Genomic DNA, 23,238 nt, shown 5'->3' with positions numbered 1-23,238 from the left:
CACATATTTACCGGAGATCTACTGCAGATCTCCAATAAATTATATTATATTAATATTTTCATATTTACTTTATATACGTATATGAAAATAGTTTATATATGATAATTAAGATACTTAAAATACAAATATATATTTGTAATACAAACTATCAATGATATAACAATTTTATAATATATATTTTTAAATAATGAAAAAAATTTTTTATTAAAATAGTACTAATCCAATAAAATCGAAAAATAAAATATTTAAATAAAATTAAACCAACAACAAAAATAATAACTGAAAAAGAAGAAAATAATGATACATTAGGTAAAATTCTATTTAATAGCATACACGCTATATATAAAATCAAAAAAAAAAACAAAATTGGTAAAACACAATATACTCCATTTATAAAAATCAAACTAGAAAAATTAATAATAGATAAAAAAATATTTCGATATATAAAAATATCATTTAATGGAAGTACGTTAAAACTATTAATTATAAAAATAATAAATTTTAAATGTCCATTATGTGCAAAAAACAACAACAAAAAAAAAATACTCAATAATTGCGAAATAACTAAAGAATAAATATGGTGCCCAAAATCAAAAAAAACAGAAAATGACAAACCAATTTGAGCACTAATAATCTCTCCTATAAAAATTATACAAGAAAATACACACTGAAACAACCACCCCATTATCATTCCTATCAATATTTGATTACACATGATTATAAAAAAATCTATGTGATATATGTCACTGATATTATTATTAGAAACGAATGGTTCTAATAGATAACTTATTAAATAAACCAATAACATTTTTATAGATAAACGTATATTAGTGTAATGAAATATTTTAGAGTAAGCAAGTATAAAAAAAATACGAATCATTATCAATAAAATTGTACTATTTGTATAAGGAATATATTGATTAAATAAATAATTTATCATAATAATTAATTAATAACTGATATTATGTGAAAAATATTTTTTATATATGTTAAGGTGAGTTGCAACATCCAAGGACCAAATAATATGCAAGAAAAAAAAACTGAAATTATTTTAGGTATAAATGATAAAGTTTGTTCATTTATTTGTACAGATGCTTGAAAAATATTAATTAATATACCGCTAAATAAAGCAGATAATAAACATGGAGCAGATAATAATATCGCAAATTTAATAGAATCTTGAAACAAGGTACTTAAAAATTCTTGATCCATAATGACATCCGTAGAAATAAAAAAAAAAGAAAAAATTTTTAAATAAAAAAACTTTTTGAAAGTGAAATAATTAATAATTTCCAACCATCTGATAAAACAAACAATATTAATTTCAATGGCAAGGAAATTGTAGATGGCGGAACCATCATCATACCTAAAGACATTAAAATACTAGCAACAACTAGATCAACAATTGCAAAAGGCAGAAAAATCGTAAAACCAATCAGAAAAGCAGTTTTTAACTCACTAATAACAAAAGCCGGTAATAGAACTTGTATAGGAATATTTTCTACACTTTTTATCTGCGAGATTTTAGCTAAACGTAAAAAAGCAGAAATATCGGATTTTCTGGTTTGTTGTGTCATAAAATGTCGTAAAGGTTTTATTGCATTAGTTAGTGCTATACTGATATTAATCTCGTTTTTATAAAAGGGTATAATGGCTTTATTGTATATTTTATCTAGCACAGGAGACATTATAAAAAAAGTTAAAAACAAAGATAGTCCAATTAATACTTGATTTGGAGGAGAATACGGAGTTCCTAAAGCAGTTCTTAAGAAACTAAAAACAAGAATAATCCGTGTAAAACAAGTCATCATTAGCAAACATGCTGGAATAAAACTTAGTAATGTCAATATCATAGATGACTGAAGAGATAAATTCAATACATCAACTCCAGAATTAATTATATTATTTGTTGTATTATTTAAAATACCCTTAGTCATAAAAAATGGGGCAATAGATAAAAAAGAAACTATATTTTTATATAACATAATTACCTCATCTAAACCAAAAAAATATTGATTTTAATACATATACCAACATAGTATACCATGAACAAGGTTTATTTTTTTTTACAGCAATTTCTTTACTAACCGGCAATGTCTGTATAACACGAATAGAATTAGCCGTAATACTTAATAAAAATCTAATTTTTTCAACATGTAATATACAAAAATACTGAGAAGGACTTAAATAAATTCTATTAGTTATATACATATTATTACTATAAGTATTTGTAAAATAAAATAATTTAATTTTTTTTAATAAAAAAACACCTAAAAAAAACAGGAACAAAAACATACATAATTTACTAACTTTGTTTATGTAATGAAAATAATTTATTGTTCCATAAAGTATGTTGTCGTTTAAATTGGATTGAATATAACTATATAATTTCATAAATTATCCATGTAATTGTAAAAGTTATGTTATAGTTAATTTTATACTAATTTTATTATACGAACACCATATTTATCGTTATGAACTACCAGTTCTCCTACAGCTACTAGACGTTTATTAACGTAAATATTTAACGGTTCATCTACTTTATCATCTAATTCTAATATAGAACCATTAGATAAACTCAATAAGTCTTTAATGGTAATTTTTTTTTTATTCAACTCTATCGTAATATAGACAGGAATTGACATAAATGACAAATTATGTGATGCAGAATTATCATTTATTTTTTTTTTATCATCTGTGGAATCAAAGTTCTTATAGTTAATATCTACTTTATCAATTGTAGATATTTTATCTTTAGAATTAAAGTGATTTATTTTTTGTGTTATATTATGATTTTTTAACTTATCAAAACCATCTTGCATTACAATATCCTTAATAATAATTGTATAAATTTTTATTAAATAATTTTTTATAGATATTTAAAAAAATCTAAATTTAAAATAAATTCTATGTATAGTAAATACACTTCATAAAGTTAAATTAATTCAAAAGAATTTATTTTTGTAAATCCCCTACAATATATCTAGGAAAATATATTTTTAATCTACTTTTATGATTATTAATATATATTAAAAAAGTAAAACATACATAAGATGTATATATAAAGTTGTTTGACAATAAAGAATCTAATTGAATATATTGACCCGTATTAATCACAGAAGAAGAAATTTTCTTTAAAAAGGTTTCATTGAAAATAAAAAAAATTTTTTCCAGTAAACCATCTAAAACATACATTTCATTTTTAGTTAATTTTAAATTCCTATTCTGTACATCTACGTGCACTTTACAATTTCCAAACATGTTTCCTATAAACATAGAAGCAAAAAATCGTGAAATTAATACCAAACATTCATTAGAATAATTATCTAAAAAAAAGCTTTTACCAATAAATTTTAAATACTTTTGATTTAAATATATAGAATTGTATTCTACACTACCAGTGCAAAAATCTATATCTATATTACAATAAAAAATTTTATTAAATTGTTTTTGAAATAAAAAACAAAAATCACAAAACAATTTTTTAAAAAATAATTTTTGTTTTGCTAAAACAAAATTAATGAAATTCTTATGATGTAATATTTTTATTGCAGATTTTTTATACACGAAATCAGATTGTTTAGACATAATGTATGACTTATTTATTTATAATATAAAACATAACTATATTAATTATTTCTAGTAAAAATTATTTGATATATAATATCATAATTCATATTTGAAAGAACTAAAAATTAACAATTTTATTCATTTTTGTTGTAAAAAATTATAAATATTTAAACATAATAAACTATCTTCACGCTGATTTATTAATTTTTTTTTGTGTAAAATACTATTTTTAACACGTAATTCTAATTTTTTCCAAGTTTCTAATTTTAAATATAATTTATGATGTATTAATAATCTATTTTTAACTTTTTTTTTAAAATAATTCAAACAAACATGTTGCTGTAAAATAAATTTCTGTAACATCAATAAAAATTGTATGTATAACTGAATTATATATTGTAAACCCCCAAGAAAAAATTTTTTATATAAAAATAAATTATATTGATTATAATATTTTTGTAATTGTAACAAATGTTTTTGTATTTGTGCTTGTTTGTTTTCATAATATTTTATGTAATAAATATTTTTTTTAATATCAATTTCTATTTTTTTTTAAACGTATATATATGAGAAATATTATATACCATATGCATCACCGTATTATACATTAAAATTTTTTAATAATTCTGATAATTCAATAATTGATTGAGTATAAGTACAACGCTCTAAAAATCTCTGTTGTAAAAATTTTTCTAAAATCGGCCAAACACTTATTGCTTCATCTAATAGTTTATTATTACCAGAAGAATAAACACCTAAGTTAATTAAATCCTTATGACGACGATGACATGAAATTAACTTTTTTAAATATATAGATTTGTTATAATGATCTTTATTTACAATTGAATGCATGGATCTACTAATAGACTTTTCAATATCAATTGCTGGGTAATGTCCTGTTTCTGACAAAATCTGTGATAATATAACATGTCCGTCTAGTACAGATTTTGCTATATCTAAAATAGGATCATTGTATTCATCTCCTTCAGTCAACACTGTGTAAAAAGAGGTAATAGATCCTAGGCCAGTGCTATTTACATTACCTGTGCGCTCAATTAAGTAGGGAATATTAGAAAAAATAGAAGCAGGATATCCTTTTAAAACAGGAACTTCATACATCGCATTTGATATTTCTCGATACGCCATAGCATACCGTGTTAACGAATCAACTATCAATAATACATGATTATCTTTTTTACAAAAATATTCCGCAATTGATGTTGCATATTGAACTGATTGAATTTTAAGTAAAGGAGAAACATCCGCTGGAGAAATAATTAAAACAGATTTTTTTAGACTATCAGTACCTAAAATATTATCAATAAATTCTTTAACTTCTCTACCTCTTTCTCCTACCATAGAAACTATAATTACATCTGCATCAGTATGTCTAGATATCATACCAAGCAACATACTTTTTCCTAAACCCGGTTGAGAAAATATACCCATTCTTTGACCTCTTCCAACCGTTAATAAGCTATTAATAGCCCTTACTCCAGTATCTAAAATTTTAGTGATAGGAGCTCTTTGTAAAGGATTAGTAAATGATTTAAAAAAATTAAAAGATTTTTTTTTTGATTTGATTACCCCTAGATTATCTAAAGGACGACCAAAACTGTCTAGTGTTCGACCGAGTAAATGTTTTCCAAATGGAAATTTAACATATTCAGAAATATTATGATTAATATTATATCCCGAAAAAACTCTAGATCCAGGAAAAATACCATCTAAACTATTAACGGGTATTAAAAAAACAATTTTTTTTTTAAAACCTACAATTTTGCATACTGCTGTAGATAGTCGTTCGCGATATATACGTTCTACAAAACAAAAATCCCCTACTGGGAGATATACTCCTGTTGCTTCAATAATGAGATTATTAACACTTAATACTCGACCATATAAAAAATCACGAGTAATCAGCGATATTTTTTTTTCAAACTTATTAATTCGATCAAACCACATATTTAATACACCATTTTTATCTTTAATCCAATGAATTAGCTACATCATTAATTCGATGCCAAAAAGATGAAAGAGAAGCATCTACTTCTTCTTTAGCAGTAATAATACGATAACTGTAAATATCTATTTTTTTATCACTAATTACAGTCCAGTTATATTTATTCATTAAAACTCCAAATTTATTTGTTATAGTATGATAATGATCAGGATGAACATGTAATTGTAATTTCTGAAATATATATCTTGATTGTTTAATTAGTTTATTGATCCTTTTGATAAGATATTGCTGATTAACTGATAATACGTCATCCAAAAAAATTTTTGAAATATGTAACACGACGTTAATTAAACGTTTCGAAAAATTACAATTAAATTTTTTAATAGCAGTTTTAAACTGCCTTAAAAGAACTGAAAACTGCACCTGAATACAGTATGTAGTATTTTTTAAAAAAACATCATAAGAATAACCAAATCCTTGCATCCATCCAATAAAATACCCTTTTTTATATCCATCTAATAAACCTTGTTGATAACCTTTCTGGTATATACTAGAATATAAAGAATCATTTTTATTTTTAACAGAATCAGACAATTCTAAATTTTTATTTTTTTTAATATTTGAAGCACACGTTAAATAAAATATTTTTCTAGATTTTTTAAGACGCCATTTTTTCCATAACTTATCATTAGTAACAACTTTCATATACTATTCCTGCTCTAATTTTATAATGATCTTATCATCTCGTATGAATCTTTTAATATTTTTAAGTAATAATTTTTTTTTAAAATAAATAGTATTATAATCAATTGATTGACTTGATAATACTGTTTTTTTAAAATATTGATATTTCTTATGTGAAAAATTAGAAATAAATTTTCTTTGAACAGATTCGTCTGTGTGGCATAAAAAAATACATAGATCATCTATGTCGGTATTATTGATAATAAATTTTACACTACTATCTTCAATATTTACTATATCTTTAAAATTAAAATATTTACTTATTGATTTATTTAAAATATTTTTATATGGAGTATTAATTTTATTAATAAACTGAATAATATTATCCTGTACAAAATAAGATATAATATATACTATTTTATTAATTCTTTCTTTTTCTACTACAGATGATTTTTGTGTATATAAAAAAACACGAATAATTTTATTTAATTCCAAAAAACCAGAAGACTTCAAACCAGTAAAACTAACCATACACTTCAAAATATTTAATCTGTTTTGTGTACTAAAATAGGATAATACATCAGTTGTTAATGTTTTATTCATATATATTAACAATGCTGTTATAATATTTAAATTCTCATTTTTAATTAATAAAAAAATGTTTTTAGCTCCTAATGTTTCCAATATAGCGACATTATGAACAAAGTCATTTTTTATTAAACTTTTTTTAAAAAGCTTACGAGATACATCCAAACCTACTGTATTTTCTATAATTTTTAATATATGGTTTTTAATATTAAAATTAACAATTTTTTTTTTTTTTAATAATTTATAAAATTCACAAATTACTATATCAGTATATCTTAAAACACTAGCATCTAGAGTTAGGATTGCATCAATAAAACTACTAATTTCTGAATCAGTAAAACCTTTTAAAACCTTTGCTGACGTTTTTATGTCCATAGATATTAATAATAAAGCACTTTTCTGTATACCGCTTAAACGTATCATTTTTTATTTATCCAATAACGTATCACTTGCTCGATAATTTTGGGGTGTTTATCTAAAATATCACGCTTAATGAAAAGACGATCTTTATTGATATAATTATTTTTTTTACAATTTAATTTATCAGTATCGACATGCTGGGAATTTTTAAAATTTTTGTTAGTACTACTAACCGTAGCTAAGGAATTTTTTTTCTTGTTATCTATAATAATGTTTTTAAAATATATAAAAACCATTAAAAAAACAAAAAAAACACCAATACATAAAAAAAACAGATAATTTACATTTAAATAATTATATATAACAAAACTATTATGATTCGAGTTAGTATGTGAAGAAATAAATCTATAATTAATTATATTAATACAATCACCTCGATGATCAGAAAAATCTATTACTAATTTAATTAATTTTTCTAAATCTTGTAGTTCTTGAGTAGAACAAGAAACATATTTTCCTGCATCACTTTTTTTATAATTTATCAACACTGTAACATCTAAATGTTGAACCTCTGATCTTTTCAAATCAAGAAAATAATCATCGTTATAATCATTTATTATATTAGATTTTATAAATCCTTTATTAATAGAATGAGTAGCATCCGTGTTACTACACGATATATAATTATCCGTGTTAATAAAATTTTTTTTAAAAGTTGAATAAAAACAACCAAAATTGTTAATTAAATTTTTTTTTGTAAAAAAATTACTTAATTTTTTCATTAAAAAAATTTTTTTTACCATACTTTCTGAAATCATATTTTTTTTATTATTTAAACAAACATCTGAAATTTTATTTGATAATTTTTTAGATAAACCATTAATTTCAATGTTATCTGCTTTAACATTATGTATAATATCATTATTTTTTTTTATTTTAGCACGTACATGCACAACAAAATTTTTTGATCCGTACATAGGCTTTAATAAACGATTAATACTATCGCAATAACTTTGTTCCAAAATATTAATTTTTTTATATTTATTATCATTAAAAAATCTAGAATAATTTAAAGTATATTTATTTAATATATTTCCAAATTGATTAACTACAACAATATTATCAGCAGATAAATTCGGTACACTTCCCGATATTAGTAAAGTAATAGCATCTATTTGTTCTTGATTTAATTTTGTATCTGGGAAAACAGCAATAACTACTGATGCTGATGGTACTTGATCATCTTTAAAAAAATCAGTGTCTTTTTTGCATACCAAGTGCACTCGAGCATATTGAATTGGAAATATACACTCTAATGTTCGTGATAATTCTCCCTCTAATCCTCTATGATAATTAACATGCTCATGAAATTGACTAACACCAAATTTTTCCTGATCTAATAATTCAAAACCATCATTTTTTTTTATCACATCCTTGTTTTTCATTAAAGAAAACCGCAATTCATCAATTTTATCTTCAGGAACTAGTAATTGTCTAGAAGAATGATGCAATCGATACGGAACATTCATATCTTGTAATTTTGATATCACCCATCCTCCGTCTGTATCAGATAAATGATGATATAATACTACATAATTAACTTGATTCATCCAAAAAAAAACTACACAAAAAATCAAGATTACTGTCAAAAAACTAAAAACAATCCACTTTAATTTATGTGAAACAAAAACTAAAAAAAAATTCCATTTTTTTTGCATTCTTAAAAACAACATATTTATAAAATCCATACTTTTTTCCTAAAAAATAATTGTTATATAAATATGAAAATGTATGAATGAAGTATCATACCAATAAACATACATAATAACTTAAAAAATTTTTAAATATGTAATAATATACTATATTTATATGATAATATAAAAATTATATTATAAACATAGTATACAAAATAGGAAAAATATTATGAAAATAAATTCAGTACAACCGCAATCAATCAAAACAACATCTTTTGTATCACATCCAAAAAAAATAAAAAACAAAAATTTTTCAAAAGTATGGAAAAACGTACTACCTAAATCATTAGATATAAAAAAAACAAAAAACCAAACAAAAAATCTTAATTCTAAAAAAATCAACACAACAAAAATTGATCAAAAATATAAAATCAATGTATTCTTAAATATACAAAATAAATTAATCAGTTTATATGAAGAAATAATGAATATGCAAATTTAAATATAAATAATAAGATTATTTTTATTATAAACATAAAAAACTTTCTTTATTAATTTAATTAATGACATGTAATCAAATTACATGTCATCATATATATGTATTATACGTTTAGTAAAAAATAATATAGACAATATATAGTAACTATTATGTAATACACGACTAAATAATAAGTATCTGTTTCACTCTATGTAATAAAATTTATTATATTCAAAATATTAAAAACTATAATTAACTTATTACCTTGATATATATTCAATTATATATATTAAATTGTATATATTTAATTAAATTATATATTCGTAACAAAAATGTATTTTTTCCTAAATAAAAAACTATAGAAGAAACATTAGGTGTATGAACTCGTCCAGAAATACCAATTCTAATTAATGTTGCTACATCCTTAAAACATACATTAAATTTTAATACAGATTTTTGAATTAAAAACAAAATACTTGATTTATTCCAATCGGTTAATAAAAAAAAATTTTTATATAAAAATTGTAATATTTTTATATTAATCTCACTACAATATAAATTAATATCATCAATTTTTAATAAATTAACATCTTTATAAAAATAAACATATGATGATATAAATTCTTTTAAAGTATTATGATGTTTTAAAAATTCTTTTAATAAACCACGAATATCAATTTTTTTATCTAAAAAAATTTTTTTATTTTTCATATAAACAGATAGATATGCATATATAGTTTCAATCGGTAAACTACTTAAATAATAATGATTCAACCATAATAATTTTTTATCATTGACAATACTTGGCGACTGACTCACGTTTTTTAAATTGAAATAATGTTTCATATCTGTAATAGAAAAAATTTCTTGATTTTGATAAGACCAACCTAAACGCAATACATAATTTAAAATTGCTTCAGGAATAAATCCTTCATTAATATAACTAGCTATACTTATCGGAGTATTTCTTTTAGATAATTTTGTTCCATTGGAATCTAAAATCATTGATGCATGCGCATATATTGGAATAGGAGCGTTTAATGCATTCAACAGATTAATTTGTCTAGGAGTATTATTAATATGGTCTTCACCTCGAATTACATGAGTGATATTCATTTTCCAATCATCAATTACAACACAAAAATTATATGTCGGCATGCCATTTGATCGCTGAATAATTAAATCGTCTAATTCACAATTAGATATACATATATCACCTCTAATCATATCAGTAAACCTTACTATACCTTCAGTAGGATTTCTAAAACGCACTACAAAAGGAATATTAGATTTTTTAAAAATATGATTATTATTTAAACATTTTTGATCATATTTCGGTTTTTGTTTATTTAAAATTTGAATTTTTCTTAATGTATCTAATCGTTTTTGTGAACAATAACATTTATATGCAAGACCTTTTTTTAACATAAATAATATTATATCTTGATATATTTTTAATCGATGGCTTTGATAAATAGGTCCTTCATCCCACAGTAATCCTAAATACTTTAAACTATTTAAAATATCCGATACAAAATTATCATTCACTCTTTTTATATCTGTGTCCTCAATTCTTAACACAAACGAACCATTATGTTGACGAGCAAAAAGCCATGCATATAAAGCTGTTCGTACACCACCTATGTGTAACAATCCTGTAGGGCTAGGAGAAAATCTAGTTTTAATTTTCATAAAATACTCAAATTATTAATCAATGTGGTCAAAAATATTCATAAAACATAATATGTTTTTATAAAATTGTATATTTTTTAATCAAATAAACAAATATATATAAAATATATATTGACTCATAACATATCTGTTCTACAATATAGTTATACATAAGGGTGATTAGCTCAGTTGGTAGAGCTTCTCCTTTACACGGAGAAGGTCGGCGGTTCGAAACCGTCATCACCCATAAAATAAAAAACTAGGGTCGTTAGCTCAGTTGGTAGAGCAGTTGACTTTTAATCAATTGGTCGCAGGTTCAAATCCTGCACGACCCATATTATGGATATAAATAACAATAAAAAATATTTACACATCACTGAGAAGAAAAAAAGATATTTAATTGATCTATTAATTTTAATATAATACATAAGTTATTTTTATTTTTTAAAAATGTAATAATTGATTTAGATATATTTACACCAATACCTTTAATATTTGATACTGTTTGAAAGTTAGTATTAATAAATTTAATAGCTGATTTATAATATTTAGATAAAATTTTTGCAATAGAAATACCAACATCTAGAATTCCTAGAGAATAAATAAATTTTTCTAACCGAACATTTTTAGAATTATTAATATTACTAATAATTTTATTAGATAACTTTTTTCCTATACCTGGTACTACTTGCAATTTATCATAAGTTAAAGTAAAAAAATCTACTGGAGTATGTAAATACCCTATATTTATTAATTTAATAATATTTTTTCGACCTAAACCTTTAATATATATTCCAGATTTTGAAGAAAAATGTATTAATCGTTGTAAATTTTGTGCTGGACACAAAAAATTAGAAGGACAGTAGTATGTAGTGAGATTAAAAGAGTGCAACAATTTTGAACCGCATGACATACAATATTTTGGAAAAATAATTTTTCTAACATATTTATCTCTTTTGTTTATTAAAACAGCCCTAATTTTAGGAATAACATCTCCAGCACGATAGACTGTGACATAATCATTAATAAAAACGTTTAACTTTTTAAGTATTCTAAAATTATATACAGATGCTTTACACACTGTAACCCCAGAGATATTTACTGGTATAAAGTGAGCTACTGGAGTAATTGTTCCTGTTCTGCCAATTTGAAATGTAACATCTATAATTTTTGTTTCTACATCCTGAGAAAAAAATTTCAAAGCAACAGCCCACCTAGGATATTTTTCTGTACAACCTAATTTTCTTTGCAAAAAAATAGAATCTACTTTTATAACAATACCATCTATTTCAAAATCTAATTTTGATCGATTAACACATGCTTTATTATAAAAATCAATAACATCTACAACTTTATTACATAATAAACAATTTTCATGTATAGGAAACCCCCATTTTTGAATTTGCATTAATCGATCATAATGACTATAAATTTTTTTATTTGATATAAAAACACCATATCCATATACAAAAAACATCAAATTTCTTTTTTTAGTTATACGGGGATCTAATTGACGCAATGAACCAGCAGCAGCATTGCGCGGATTAGAAAATATTTTTTTTTTATTCAATACAGAACATTGATTTAAGATTAAAAAATCAGATTTTTTAATAAATACTTCTCCGCGTATTTCTATAATTTTAGGAATATTATTACCTACTATTTTTTTTGGTATTGAAGTAATAGTACAAATATTATTTTTAATATTTTCTCCAATCCAACCATCTCCTCGTGTAGCTGCAGAAACTAAAATACCATTTTTATATAGTAAAGTAACAGCCAAACCATCTATTTTAAAATCACAATAATATTTAATAGTATTAACAGTATTAAAACGTTTTTTTATTTTTTCATCAAAACGTATAATGTCAGATACATTATTAGTACTTTTTAATGATAACATAGGAGTTTGATGTACACATTCAGAAAAAATATGTAATTTTTTGCTTCCTATTTGTTTTAAAATAGGATTATCTGTTTTTAATAAATTATTTTTTCCATACTTTTTTTCTAATTTAATTAATTGATCACGCAACTTATCATACATATCGTCTGATATTACTGAAGCATCTAAAGTATAGTACCTGTAGTTATGGTATTTTAACTGTAATCGTAAATTTACAATTTTATCATATATTGATTTCATCATATACACCTATATAAATAACTATAAAATTACAATAAATCATAATATATAAATACTTACTTTTCAAAATATATAAAAATAAATTTATTTTTTTAAAAAAAATATAATTATAAAAATATTTCTATAGTTTAATTTTTTGTATATATAAATATAATTTAAAAAATATTCTCGATATTAAGAATACTGATTATAGTTTTTATTATTTTAAATAAAAATACTCTAAGAATTAATTATAAATTATATATAATTATATTAGTAATTATTATAAAAAATTGTTATTCTCTGTATATATATTATGTATAAAACAAATATTTATATAAATATAGAAGTGTGAATCAATACAAAAAAAGTTAATTATATTTAATATAATGCAATAACTATAATAAAAAATTCAGTAAAAAAACTAAACATCATAACAACAATTATATATTAAAATAACGATAAAAATTAACATAATATTATTTATGAATATAAAAAAACAATGTATTTTATCACCAATAACTGGAATCGTTCAAAATATTTATAACATAAAAAACACAGTTATAAGTCAAAAAAAAATAATAATTCATTCTAATAAAAAAATAATTGTATCTCCATGCAATGGAAAAATAAAAAACTATTCTTCTAAAAAAATAGAATTTTTAATTCAATCTGAATATGGTGCAAAAATTTTAATAAAAAATAAACTATTTAAAAAAAAACATCAAAAATATACCGTTGTCTCGATGAATAAGGAATTTGTAAGCACTTGTACAGGAAAAATTTTATTTGTGATACATAACGCTAATTCAAACAATGAGCCTATACATATTCTCACAACCATTAAAATTACATGTAAAAAAGAAATCAGTGATCCAAAAAAAAAATTATATAAAACACAAGCAGGATTAACAATCCTAGCTTATATATAAAAATTTTTTATATACATAACTTATTTACAATAAAAATATATAAAACATATATTTTATTTTAATGAATAATACATGAATTGTGTATAAAAACTATAAAAATATAAAATATAATTTTAAACACTATAAATCTAGTATTTATTTTTATATAAAATAAAAAATCATAAAAAAATACTTTAAAAATTTTTTGTTATTTTTTTTCTCCATTGATTTAGACGATTTACTCTTAAACGATACAATTCATGTTTGATAGCAATTCCTTGAAACAATTTTATATCTATATCTGTATGAACAGAGATATCTTTAATTGCTGAAAACATAGATATTAATAATTTTCCTAAAACTAAAGAACTATTTTTATAATTATATTTAGTAGTGCCATAAAATTCTAAATATATCAATTTTTTTAATCTATCTGGTTTTCTCCACACATCAATAATATCAAAAAAATCAACAATTAATTTAGAATTTTGATTTATAATATTTTGTAAAAAATTATGAAAACCACACACAATAATTAAAATTTTTTGTGTTTCTTTAGGAATTTTTAATCGTGTACACAAACTTTTTATTAAAAAAATAGGTTTTTTGTAAAAAAAACAATACTCAATATTTTTATCTGAAATAGAATAAACATAACTTATGAACTGTAAAAAATAAGAAAACCTAATATCAACATCCATAGTAAATTTAGAAATTCTAGATAACTCCATTAAACTTAATTGTAAAATATTCATATAGTTAACATGAAAGTTTAAAAAATTAGTTTTTCTATAAAAAAAATTAATTTCTGGAAACAAATATAACAATGCGTTACAGTGATACAAAATTTTGAAATAAACATGAGGATTACGTACACACAACCCTTTATACGTTTCTTTCCAAATTCTTTCCGGAGTTAAATATAATAATTCTTTTCTTTTACAAATCAACTTCATTAATGTTAAAGTTTCTTTTGCAATATAAAAACCTAAATGTGATAATGTTGCAGCAAATCTAGCTACACGTAATACTCGTACAGGATCTTCAATAAAAGAAGAAGAGACATGACGCAAAATTCTTTTTTTAATATCTTTCTGACCATTAAATAAATCAATAATATTTCCGTATTTATCTTGAGCAATTGCATTTATAGTTAAATCACGTCTAATCAAATCTTCTCGTAAAGTAATTTTTGAAGAAAAATCAAACAAAAATCCAGAATATCCAACACCATTTTTTTTTTCTGTTCTCGCTAAAGCATATTCTTCACGTGTTTTGGGGTGTATAAAAACCGGAAAATCCTTTCCTACTTGTAAATAATTTTTTTTTAACATTTTTTGAGGTGTACTTCCTACCACTACCCAATCACGATCATGTACAGGAAAACCTAATAAACGGTCTCGAATAGCTCCACCAACTAAATAAATTTTCAAAATATCACCTATGAAATAATGTAAAAAAAATACAAAAATATATTGATAATAAAATTATAAAAATTTGTGAATTTATAAAATAATTAATATATTTTTATTTAAAAATATATTTTATAAAATAAAAAAAATAATCACCCTATATGATTCACATTAATTATTTTAAAAATCAATTACAAAAAAAAAATCAATTAAAACTATCATTGATTAATAACGTAGGATATACTTTTATAGATTGATCATAAGAAAATAAGTTTAATTTGTATCTTAAAAAACCTACATATGCGATCATAGCAGCATTATCAGTACAAAAAATTTTTTTAGAAAAAAAACACCTCATATTATTATTTTGTAATAAAATTTTTAATTTTTTTCTTAATAAATGATTAATACTGAAACCACCACATACTAAAAAATTTTTTACATTATGTTCTTGAATAGCAAGTGTACATTTTATTATTAAAGTATCTACTATAGCTTCTTCAAAAGCCATAGCTATATTATATTTTTCGTGTGATAAATTAGAACACTTTAAAATAACGTTTTTAACATGTGTTTTTAGTCCAGAAAAACTAAAATTTAAATTAGATTGCTTGGTCATTGGTCGAGGAAAAAAATATTTTCCAGTTTGACCGCGTTTTACTAAATAAGACATTTTTTTTCCTCCTTCATATCCTAATCCTAATAATTTTGCTATATAATCAAAAACATGACCTACTGCATCATCTAATGTTTCTCCTAGTACAGTGTATTGACCTAAATTATCAACTTTAATTATTTGTGTATTTGCTCCGGATACTAGTAAAGCTAAGAAAGGAAACGAACAATTTTTACTTGTTAACATCGCTGAAAATAAATGTCCTTCTAAATGATTAACAGCAATACACGGAATATTTAAAGCTAGCGATAAAGTACGTGCAATCGTTGCCCCTACTAAAAGAGAACCAGCTAAACCTGGTCCAATTGTATATGCAATAGAACAAAAAGCATTTTTTTTTACATTAAAATTATCATCAAATAAATATTTTGTACAAACTTGTCTAATTAAAAAAAACAAATTATCTAAATGAGCTCGTGCAGCTAGCTCAGGGACAATTCCGTGAAATTCTTTATGTACATTATTTTGATGTAAAATAGAATGAAATATTAAACCTGATTTTTTATCATAAATAGCTACAGAAGTATCGTCACAAGATGTTTCAATTCCCAATATCCTCATAATTCATCCTTTAATGTAATTAATTCTAATAAAATTTATTAAATATATATTATTTGTCTAATCGTGTATCATACGTATTGTGATATAATTTTATATCATACATATAAATACTATTGTCTATATATTATACTATAATACAAAGATAATAATTTATATAAAACTATATCCATAAAACACCATTACTATCATATTTATAATAAATTAATTAAATAAATATTATGGAAAAAATCATGCCAATTATTACAATAAGAGAAAACGAACCTTTTGATGTAGCTTTAAGAAGATTTAAAAGATCCTGTGAAAAAGCAGGTATATTAGCTGAAATACGCCGTAGGGAGTTTTATGAAAAACCTACAACAAAAAGAAAACGAGCAAAATCATCAGCAATAAAAAGATTAGCTAAAAAACTAGTTCGTGAAAATGCTAAACGCATTAGGATGTACTAAATTATTACTTTTTATATTCTAAAAATATTCAGACCGTCTATTGTAAACAATAACGGTCAAAAAATTTAATAAATATACAATGATTAAAAAAAAATACAGAAAAATTCCTCAAAAATTTATCCACGAGTTAATAGAACGTACAGATATAATAGAATTAATTAATAAATATATTACTTTAAAAAAATCTGGGAACAATTATAAATCATTATGTCCTTTTCACAATGAAAAAACACCATCTTTTGTTGTCAGTCCACAAAAACAGTTTTTTTATTGTTTTGGATGCGGAATACATGGAAATGTAATAGATTTTTTAATGAAATATGAGAAATTAAATTTTCTGAATAGTATTATCGAACTAACTACTTTAAATGGTATTAATATTTCATATCTTCAAAATCAATGTGAATCACTACAAACACATTCTTATAAGCGTAGGATACATTACATCTTGTATAAGGTATCTAAAATTTATATAAAAAATTTATTCAAGTTACCAAATATAGCATATCAATATTTAATAAAAAGAGGAATTAATGCTTCAACAATAAAAAAATTTTCTTTAGGTTTTGCTACTTCATATAGTAATCAAATTACACGCTACATACAAAAAAAACACATCTATAAATCTATTATAATGGATTGTGGTATAACTATTCAAGATAAAAAAAAAAACCTATGTGATCGATTTAAAGAAAGAATTATTTTTCCAATAAAAAATAAACACGGTCATATTCAAGGATTCGGGGCTAGAGTATTAAATGAGTATAATTATCCAAAATACTTAAATTCACCAGAAACAATGACATTTCAAAAGAAAAAAAATCTCTATGGAATATATGAGCTGAATCGTTACAATCCTAAACCCAAAAAAATATTAGTTGTAGAAGGATATTTAGATGTCATTTCTCTAGCGCAATTTAACATTAATTATTCAATTGCACTATTAGGAACAACAGTTACAAAATATCAACTACAACTATTATTTAAAATCAGTAAACATATTATCTTTTGTTTTGATGGTGATTATGCTGGTGAAAAAGCTAGTTGGATTGCATTAAATTTATCGTTAAATTTTTTATATGATAACTATACAATAAATTTTATGTTATTGCCAAAAAATGAAGATCCTAGTAGTCTTATTGTAAAAGACGGTAAAAAAAAATTCGAAAATAGAATTAAAAACTCAGAAACATTATATTCATATTTATTCAAAAATGTTTCTAGTAACATGAATTTAAGTTGCATTAATGATTGTATAAAACTAAGTCAGATCACTATTCCTTTAATTAAAAAAATACCTAGTCAAACAATAAAAATCTTTTTAAGAAAATTATTAGGAAACAAAATTGGAATACTAGATTCTCATCAATTAAAAAAACTGATTACTATATCATATCAAAAAAAAAACCAAAAAATATATAAACCATTCAAAATTACTACTATGAGATTATTGATTAGTTTGATTCTTCAACATCCAGAATTAGCTCTAACCATCCAAAAAACAGAAAAAATCAAAAAATTTAATATAATTGGAAAAAAAATTTTAATCAAATTAATACAATTAATTTGTAAAAAAAAAATACTTACAACAGGACATTTGCTAGAATTTTATAGACATACACCATTAGAAAAAATTTTTAAACATTTAAGTACATGGGATCATATAGTTAAAAAAAATAAATTACAATCTCTGGTGCAAGAATTAGTGCATAATTTAAAAATACAACATTTAGAATACCAATATAATCAATTAATTACTTTAGAAAGACAATACGGTTTAAATCTTATAGAAAAAAATAAGTTATGGCATATTAATAAAAAAATAATGAAAATTAAATATAGTAAATACTCATCCAATAAAGAAAAATCCAACTAATATTTAAAACTATTAGATAGTTTGCATTAAAGACAAATCATAGTTTATTGATATACAATAAAATATATTAAATATTATAAAATAAAAAACAATTTTATACATTAAAAAATATATATTATTTATTTTTTAAACAAATCAAGCAATATAAATGGATATCATCCTATGAAGAAAAAACCAAAATCACAGTTAAAAATGTTAGTTTCTCATGGAAAAGAGCAAGGATATTTAACATATTCAGAAGTACACGATCATCTTCCAAACGAAATCACTGATTCTGAACAAATAAAAAATATTATCCAAATGATAAAAGATCTAGGAATTCATGTAGTAGAAGAAGCGCGAGAAATAGAAGAAATTATTATTAATGCAACACCAACTGATACCGATGAAGAAACAGCAGAAGCTACTGCTCAAGTATTGTCGAACGTTGAAACAGAAATTGGAAGAACAACTGATCCCGTAAGAATGTATATGCGAGAAATGGGTTCCGTAGAACTCTTGACTAGAAAAGGGGAAATAGATATAGCTAAAAGAATTGAAGAGGGAATCCATCAAGTACAATCTTCCATATCTGAATATCCTGAAGCAATTTTATATTTACTAAAACAATACACTCGCGTGGAGTCAGGAGACATTAAATTATCCGAATTAATTACCGGTTTTATAGATTTAAGTATAAAAAAAAAAATATCCAATAATATAAACATCACAGTAACTGATATGCCTCACAATAAGATTGATAAAAAAAAACAAACTACATTAGTAGAAGAACCGGCTGATGAATATAACCATATTGATCCTAAATTAGCACAAAAAAAATTCTTACAATTAAAAAAACAATATTATACTGTTAATCAAACTATAAAAAAAAAAAACAGAAACCACAAAGATTCTATCGCCGCAATTTATGAATTATCCGAAATATTTAAACAATTCAGATTAGTTCCAAAACAATTTAACTATTTAGTAAAAAGAATGAGAAAGATGATTGAAAAAGTTCAGATACAAGAAAGAAAAGTCATGAAATTATGTATAAAAAAATGTAATATGCCTAAAAAAAATTTTATAAAACTTTTTAAAGGGCAAGAAACTAGTTACTCATGGTACAATACAGCCATAAAAAAAAAAACACCATGGTCTTGCAAACTACATGTGGTGCAAAAAGAGATATATGACAGTATAAAAAAACTACTAAAACTAGAAAAAAAAACAGGATTAACCATCAAACAAGTAAAAAATATAAATAAAAGAATTTTGCTTGGAGAAGAACAAGCTAAAAGAGCAAAAAAAGAAATGGTAGAAGCAAATTTAAGATTAGTAATTTCTATTGCAAAAAAATATACTAATAGAGGATTACAATTTTTAGATCTTATTCAAGAAGGTAACATTGGATTAATGAAAGCAGTTGATAAATTTGAATATCGTCGAGGCTATAAATTCTCTACTTATGCAACATGGTGGATACGACAAGCCATTACTAGATCTATAGCAGATCAAGCGAGAACAATTCGTATTCCTGTACATATGATCGAAACAATTAACAAATTAAATAGAATTTCCAGACAAATATTACAAGAAACTGGTCGAGAACCCACACCAGAAGAATTGTCAGAAAAAATGTTACTTCCAGAAGAAAAAATAAGAAAAGTGTTAAAAATTGCAAAAGAACCTATTTCTATGGAAACACCCATAGGAGAAGATGATGATACACATTTAGGTGACTTTATTGAAGATACCAACCAAAAATTACCCCTAGAATCAGCTACATCAGAAAGTTTAAAAACAATTACTAGCGATGTTTTATCTGGATTAACAGAAAGAGAAGCAAAAGTGTTAAGAATGAGATTTGGAATTGATATGAATACTGATCATACATTAGAAGAAGTTGGAAAACAATTCGATGTAACACGTGAAAGAATTCGTCAAATTGAAGCAAAAGCACTCAGAAAACTACGCCATCCTAGTCGATCAGAAATATTAAAAAGTTTTTTAGACAATTCTTAATACTTCATATATATACAAAAAACCATCAACAAAAGAAATTAAAATTTAATTACATTAAAATATATAACACATATATATAACAATCAAAACAATATTTTATTTTTAAAATCACTATATAAATTCAGTTTTCTCGTGCTACAAAAAATACTCAGTTCTAAAACATCATATTCATCAAAGTGATAGATGAGCTGACAAAAAATACATAAACAATATATACAATAAAACGTTGTATGCAATTCATAACTATTTTTATAGATATATGTAAAAAAAAATCACAAAAAATAATATTTAATTATAATTATTAATTATAAAATATTCACACTAAAACCTTCTAATAATATTCAAATACATTGAATAATTTTATTTAATAAATTAAAAATATTATTTACAAAAATTATATAACATTTAATAATACTCAAAAAAAATGATTATCATCATATTTTGTATAAAATATATTTTTAATTAACAGTTATGCTTTAAATACCTATAAACACTTAATATTTAATTATTTACGATAATTTTAAAATAATATTTTTTATTTATATAACACATATACCTAAACACTAACCACATAGAACTAAAAAAAATCCTTCTCTGTTATTATGTACTATAATATAAAAAAAATTTACATATTACATCTTATATAATGTATTTTTATAAAATTTATTATTAAAATAAATTAAATTTATATTCATAAAATTTTTATATATTTAAAATAATTTTTATCAACATCATGCGATGTTTAAAATATCGCATGATGTTAATAAAATATTTTTATCATAAAAAGTATTATATTAAATATGTTATATCATGAAAGATGAAGTAATCGAGTTTTTACTGCATCTAATGAATTTTTGATCTGTTCTGGAGATACTCCACCAATTGCATTTTTTCTTTTTAAACATGATTCTAAAGTTAAATATTTATATACATCTTTTTCTACAATTACACAATATTTTTTAAATACTAACAAATCCAATTCTTCTAAATATTTATTTTGACGAATAGCTTCTACAACAATATTTCCAACTATGTGGTGAGCATCTCTAAACGAGATCCCTTTATTTACAAGGTAATCAGCTAATTCAGTAGCGTTACTATATCCTTCCCGAGCTAACTGTTTAGAACGTATTTTATTTATTTTTAAGTTATTTAATACAACACAACTCATATCTAAACATGCTATCCAACTATCTATTCCTTGAAATAAATATTTTTTATCTTCTTGAAAATCTTTGTTATAGGATAACGGTAATCCTTTTAATAATACTAAAATTGAGAGTAAAGAACCGTACACACCGCTACATTTACCTCTTATTAACTCTAAAACATCTGGATTCTTTTTTTGTGGCATTAAAGAAGACCCTGAAGTTATAGAATCAGATAGTTCAATAAAATTAGCTTCACCGGAATTATAAAATATCAAATCTTCTGAAAAACGAGACAAATGCATCATACTAATTGACGCTGCAGATAAAACGTCTATAATAAAATCTCGATCAGATACACTATCCAAAGCATTTTTTGTACTACTAGAAAAACCCATCAGTAAAGCTAATTTATTTCTGTTAATATCCCAAGAAGTTCCAGCAATAGCTCCGCATCCTAGAGGAGAATAGTTCAGATTTTCAATAACATTTAAAACTCGTAATCGATCTCTTTCTAACATTTCAATATATGCTAAGCACCAATATGAAAATGTAATCGGTTGAGCTCTTTGTAAATGTGTATAACCAGGAATAATAGTATTTTGATGTAAATATGCTTGATTTAAAAAAACACTCTGTAACTTAACAATTTTTTTTAAAATAATTTTTGACTTTCTTTTACACCACAATTTTAAATTTGTAGCTATTTGGTCATTTCGACTTCTGCCTGTATATAATTTTTTTCCAATTATACCAATTTTATTAATTAATAATGTTTCTATCCAACTATGTATATCTTCTGATTCTGATGCTACGATCTTTTTAACATTATTAATATACTTTTTTGAAATCCAATACAGTGTTTTTTCTATTAATTGTTGTTCTTGACGAGTTAATATTTTTACATCCAACAATATTTTTGACCACGCTATAGAAGATTTTATATCATCTTGTATTAAGCGATAATCAATATTTAGGGAATTATTAAATTTTTTAAATTTTACATTAGATTCTTCAGTAAATCTTCCACCCCACAAAGACATATATTTACCTCATTAAAAATATAATATT

General features: G+C 22.9%; 21 protein-coding genes and 2 tRNA genes. 7 read left to right on the top strand and 16 right to left on the bottom strand.

What is annotated here, in order from left to right:
* Positions 1-148: 148 nt before the first annotated feature.
* The 11 genes from BUCIPSTX3056_RS00275 to fliF form a co-directional block, all read right to left on the bottom strand.
* Positions 149-940: a flagellar biosynthetic protein FliR gene (locus tag BUCIPSTX3056_RS00275; RefSeq protein ID WP_075474489.1), complete on the bottom strand. Its 792-nt coding sequence runs from the start codon at positions 938-940 to the stop codon at positions 149-151.
* 5 nt (positions 941-945) lie between these two features.
* The gene (gene fliQ, locus BUCIPSTX3056_RS00270; protein WP_075474999.1) at positions 946-1,212 is read right to left on the bottom strand and encodes a flagellar biosynthesis protein FliQ; all 267 of its coding nucleotides are present in this window, start codon (positions 1,210-1,212) and stop codon (positions 946-948) included.
* 38 nt (positions 1,213-1,250) lie between these two features.
* On the bottom strand, positions 1,251-1,985 hold the full coding sequence (gene fliP / locus BUCIPSTX3056_RS00265) for a flagellar type III secretion system pore protein FliP (protein WP_075474488.1): 735 nt from the start codon (positions 1,983-1,985) through the stop codon (positions 1,251-1,253).
* A gap of 7 nt (positions 1,986-1,992) precedes the next feature.
* The gene (locus BUCIPSTX3056_RS00260; protein WP_075474487.1) at positions 1,993-2,394 is read right to left on the bottom strand and encodes a hypothetical protein; all 402 of its coding nucleotides are present in this window, start codon (positions 2,392-2,394) and stop codon (positions 1,993-1,995) included.
* A 41-nt stretch (positions 2,395-2,435) separates the two neighbouring features.
* A complete protein-coding gene (fliN, locus tag BUCIPSTX3056_RS00255) occupies positions 2,436-2,822 on the bottom strand; it encodes a flagellar motor switch protein FliN (protein WP_082253717.1) in 387 nt (128 codons plus the stop codon).
* Between the two features lie 133 nt (positions 2,823-2,955).
* Positions 2,956-3,588, bottom strand: a complete 633-nt coding sequence (locus BUCIPSTX3056_RS00250; RefSeq protein ID WP_075474486.1) for a hypothetical protein — start codon at positions 3,586-3,588, stop codon at positions 2,956-2,958.
* Between the two features lie 120 nt (positions 3,589-3,708).
* On the bottom strand, positions 3,709-3,933 hold the full coding sequence (locus BUCIPSTX3056_RS00245; protein ID WP_154021611.1) for a hypothetical protein: 225 nt from the start codon (positions 3,931-3,933) through the stop codon (positions 3,709-3,711).
* 237 nt (positions 3,934-4,170) lie between these two features.
* On the bottom strand, positions 4,171-5,535 hold the full coding sequence (locus BUCIPSTX3056_RS00240; RefSeq protein ID WP_075474484.1) for a FliI/YscN family ATPase: 1,365 nt from the start codon (positions 5,533-5,535) through the stop codon (positions 4,171-4,173).
* A 22-nt stretch (positions 5,536-5,557) separates the two neighbouring features.
* The gene (locus BUCIPSTX3056_RS00235) at positions 5,558-6,238 is read right to left on the bottom strand and encodes a FliH/SctL family protein (protein ID WP_075474483.1); all 681 of its coding nucleotides are present in this window, start codon (positions 6,236-6,238) and stop codon (positions 5,558-5,560) included.
* A 3-nt stretch (positions 6,239-6,241) separates the two neighbouring features.
* Positions 6,242-7,228: a FliG C-terminal domain-containing protein gene (locus BUCIPSTX3056_RS00230; RefSeq protein ID WP_075474482.1), complete on the bottom strand. Its 987-nt coding sequence runs from the start codon at positions 7,226-7,228 to the stop codon at positions 6,242-6,244.
* Positions 7,225-8,913 (bottom strand): flagellar basal-body MS-ring/collar protein FliF, encoded by a 1,689-nt coding sequence (gene fliF / locus BUCIPSTX3056_RS00225; RefSeq protein ID WP_075474481.1) that lies wholly within the window; start codon positions 8,911-8,913, stop codon positions 7,225-7,227. The genes BUCIPSTX3056_RS00230 and fliF overlap by 4 nt, the downstream gene beginning before the upstream one ends.
* A 175-nt stretch (positions 8,914-9,088) precedes the next feature.
* On the opposite strand from fliF, the gene BUCIPSTX3056_RS00220 reads away from it, so the two are divergent.
* Positions 9,089-9,361 (top strand): hypothetical protein, encoded by a 273-nt coding sequence (locus BUCIPSTX3056_RS00220; RefSeq protein WP_075474480.1) that lies wholly within the window; start codon positions 9,089-9,091, stop codon positions 9,359-9,361.
* Between the two features lie 252 nt (positions 9,362-9,613).
* On the opposite strand, the gene gltX is transcribed toward BUCIPSTX3056_RS00220, so the two are convergent.
* Positions 9,614-11,029 (bottom strand): glutamate--tRNA ligase, encoded by a 1,416-nt coding sequence (gene gltX, locus BUCIPSTX3056_RS00215; protein WP_075474479.1) that lies wholly within the window; start codon positions 11,027-11,029, stop codon positions 9,614-9,616.
* A 153-nt stretch (positions 11,030-11,182) separates the two neighbouring features.
* Here gltX and BUCIPSTX3056_RS00210 point away from each other — a divergent pair.
* Positions 11,183-11,255: transfer RNA gene (locus tag BUCIPSTX3056_RS00210), tRNA-Val, on the top strand.
* Positions 11,256-11,270: 15 nt separating this feature from the next.
* A tRNA-Lys gene (locus BUCIPSTX3056_RS00205) sits at positions 11,271-11,343 on the top strand.
* Positions 11,344-11,381: 38 nt separating this feature from the next.
* Here the strand turns inward: BUCIPSTX3056_RS00205 and ligA are convergent.
* Complete coding sequence (gene ligA / locus BUCIPSTX3056_RS00200) at positions 11,382-13,154, bottom strand: NAD-dependent DNA ligase LigA (protein WP_075474478.1); 1,773 nt, start codon at positions 13,152-13,154, stop codon at positions 11,382-11,384.
* A gap of 464 nt (positions 13,155-13,618) precedes the next feature.
* On the opposite strand from ligA, the gene BUCIPSTX3056_RS00195 reads away from it, so the two are divergent.
* Positions 13,619-14,065 (top strand): PTS glucose transporter subunit IIA, encoded by a 447-nt coding sequence (locus tag BUCIPSTX3056_RS00195; RefSeq protein ID WP_075474477.1) that lies wholly within the window; start codon positions 13,619-13,621, stop codon positions 14,063-14,065.
* 173 nt (positions 14,066-14,238) lie between these two features.
* On the opposite strand, the gene BUCIPSTX3056_RS00190 is transcribed toward BUCIPSTX3056_RS00195, so the two are convergent.
* On the bottom strand, positions 14,239-15,477 hold the full coding sequence (locus BUCIPSTX3056_RS00190) for a CCA-adding protein (protein WP_075474476.1): 1,239 nt from the start codon (positions 15,475-15,477) through the stop codon (positions 14,239-14,241).
* A gap of 184 nt (positions 15,478-15,661) precedes the next feature.
* On the bottom strand, positions 15,662-16,693 hold the full coding sequence (tsaD, locus tag BUCIPSTX3056_RS00185) for a tRNA (adenosine(37)-N6)-threonylcarbamoyltransferase complex transferase subunit TsaD (protein WP_075474475.1): 1,032 nt from the start codon (positions 16,691-16,693) through the stop codon (positions 15,662-15,664).
* Positions 16,694-16,923: 230 nt separating this feature from the next.
* On the opposite strand from tsaD, the gene rpsU reads away from it, so the two are divergent.
* From rpsU to rpoD, 3 genes are all read left to right on the top strand, one after another.
* On the top strand, positions 16,924-17,139 hold the full coding sequence (gene rpsU / locus BUCIPSTX3056_RS00180; RefSeq protein WP_075474474.1) for a 30S ribosomal protein S21: 216 nt from the start codon (positions 16,924-16,926) through the stop codon (positions 17,137-17,139).
* Between the two features lie 79 nt (positions 17,140-17,218).
* Entirely contained in the window at positions 17,219-19,015 is a 1,797-nt protein-coding gene (dnaG, locus tag BUCIPSTX3056_RS00175) for a DNA primase (RefSeq protein ID WP_075474473.1), read from the top strand.
* Between the two features lie 162 nt (positions 19,016-19,177).
* Positions 19,178-21,019, top strand: a complete 1,842-nt coding sequence (gene rpoD, locus BUCIPSTX3056_RS00170; protein ID WP_075474472.1) for an RNA polymerase sigma factor RpoD — start codon at positions 19,178-19,180, stop codon at positions 21,017-21,019.
* Between the two features lie 808 nt (positions 21,020-21,827).
* On the opposite strand, the gene argH is transcribed toward rpoD, so the two are convergent.
* A complete protein-coding gene (argH, locus tag BUCIPSTX3056_RS00165) occupies positions 21,828-23,210 on the bottom strand; it encodes an argininosuccinate lyase (RefSeq protein WP_075474471.1) in 1,383 nt (460 codons plus the stop codon).
* Between the last annotated feature and the right edge of the window lie 28 nt (positions 23,211-23,238).

It is taken from the genome of Buchnera aphidicola (Cinara pseudotaxifoliae) (genome assembly GCF_900128595.1).
GTDB lineage: Bacteria > Pseudomonadota > Gammaproteobacteria > Enterobacterales > Enterobacteriaceae > Buchnera_F > Buchnera_F aphidicola_J.
Note: the sequence above shows the minus strand (reverse complement) of the source record. Positions and strands in the feature narration are given on the sequence as shown.

Bases quoted from the DNA above. Each gene is read 5' to 3' on its own strand.
- BUCIPSTX3056_RS00275 (WP_075474489.1), bottom strand. From the start codon at position 940: ATGATAAATTATTTATTTAATCAATATATTCCTTATACAAATAGTACA.
- fliQ (WP_075474999.1), bottom strand. From the start codon at position 1,212: ATGGATCAAGAATTTTTAAGTACCTTGTTTCAAGATTCTATTAAATTT.
- fliP (WP_075474488.1), bottom strand. From the start codon at position 1,985: ATGTTATATAAAAATATAGTTTCTTTTTTATCTATTGCCCCATTTTTT.
- BUCIPSTX3056_RS00260 (WP_075474487.1), bottom strand. From the start codon at position 2,394: ATGAAATTATATAGTTATATTCAATCCAATTTAAACGACAACATACTT.
- fliN (WP_082253717.1), bottom strand. From the start codon at position 2,822: ATGCAAGATGGTTTTGATAAGTTAAAAAATCATAATATAACACAAAAA.
- BUCIPSTX3056_RS00250 (WP_075474486.1), bottom strand. From the start codon at position 3,588: ATGTCTAAACAATCTGATTTCGTGTATAAAAAATCTGCAATAAAAATA.
- BUCIPSTX3056_RS00245 (WP_154021611.1), bottom strand. From the start codon at position 3,933: ATGTTACAGAAATTTATTTTACAGCAACATGTTTGTTTGAATTATTTT.
- BUCIPSTX3056_RS00240 (WP_075474484.1), bottom strand. From the start codon at position 5,535: ATGTGGTTTGATCGAATTAATAAGTTTGAAAAAAAAATATCGCTGATT.
- BUCIPSTX3056_RS00235 (WP_075474483.1), bottom strand. From the start codon at position 6,238: ATGAAAGTTGTTACTAATGATAAGTTATGGAAAAAATGGCGTCTTAAA.
- BUCIPSTX3056_RS00230 (WP_075474482.1), bottom strand. From the start codon at position 7,228: ATGATACGTTTAAGCGGTATACAGAAAAGTGCTTTATTATTAATATCT.
- fliF (WP_075474481.1), bottom strand. From the start codon at position 8,913: ATGGATTTTATAAATATGTTGTTTTTAAGAATGCAAAAAAAATGGAAT.
- BUCIPSTX3056_RS00220 (WP_075474480.1), top strand. From the start codon at position 9,089: ATGAAAATAAATTCAGTACAACCGCAATCAATCAAAACAACATCTTTT.
- gltX (WP_075474479.1), bottom strand. From the start codon at position 11,029: ATGAAAATTAAAACTAGATTTTCTCCTAGCCCTACAGGATTGTTACAC.
- ligA (WP_075474478.1), bottom strand. From the start codon at position 13,154: ATGAAATCAATATATGATAAAATTGTAAATTTACGATTACAGTTAAAA.
- BUCIPSTX3056_RS00195 (WP_075474477.1), top strand. From the start codon at position 13,619: ATGAATATAAAAAAACAATGTATTTTATCACCAATAACTGGAATCGTT.
- tsaD (WP_075474475.1), bottom strand. From the start codon at position 16,693: ATGAGGATATTGGGAATTGAAACATCTTGTGACGATACTTCTGTAGCT.
- rpsU (WP_075474474.1), top strand. From the start codon at position 16,924: ATGCCAATTATTACAATAAGAGAAAACGAACCTTTTGATGTAGCTTTA.
- dnaG (WP_075474473.1), top strand. From the start codon at position 17,219: ATGATTAAAAAAAAATACAGAAAAATTCCTCAAAAATTTATCCACGAG.
- rpoD (WP_075474472.1), top strand. From the start codon at position 19,178: ATGAAGAAAAAACCAAAATCACAGTTAAAAATGTTAGTTTCTCATGGA.
- argH (WP_075474471.1), bottom strand. From the start codon at position 23,210: ATGTCTTTGTGGGGTGGAAGATTTACTGAAGAATCTAATGTAAAATTT.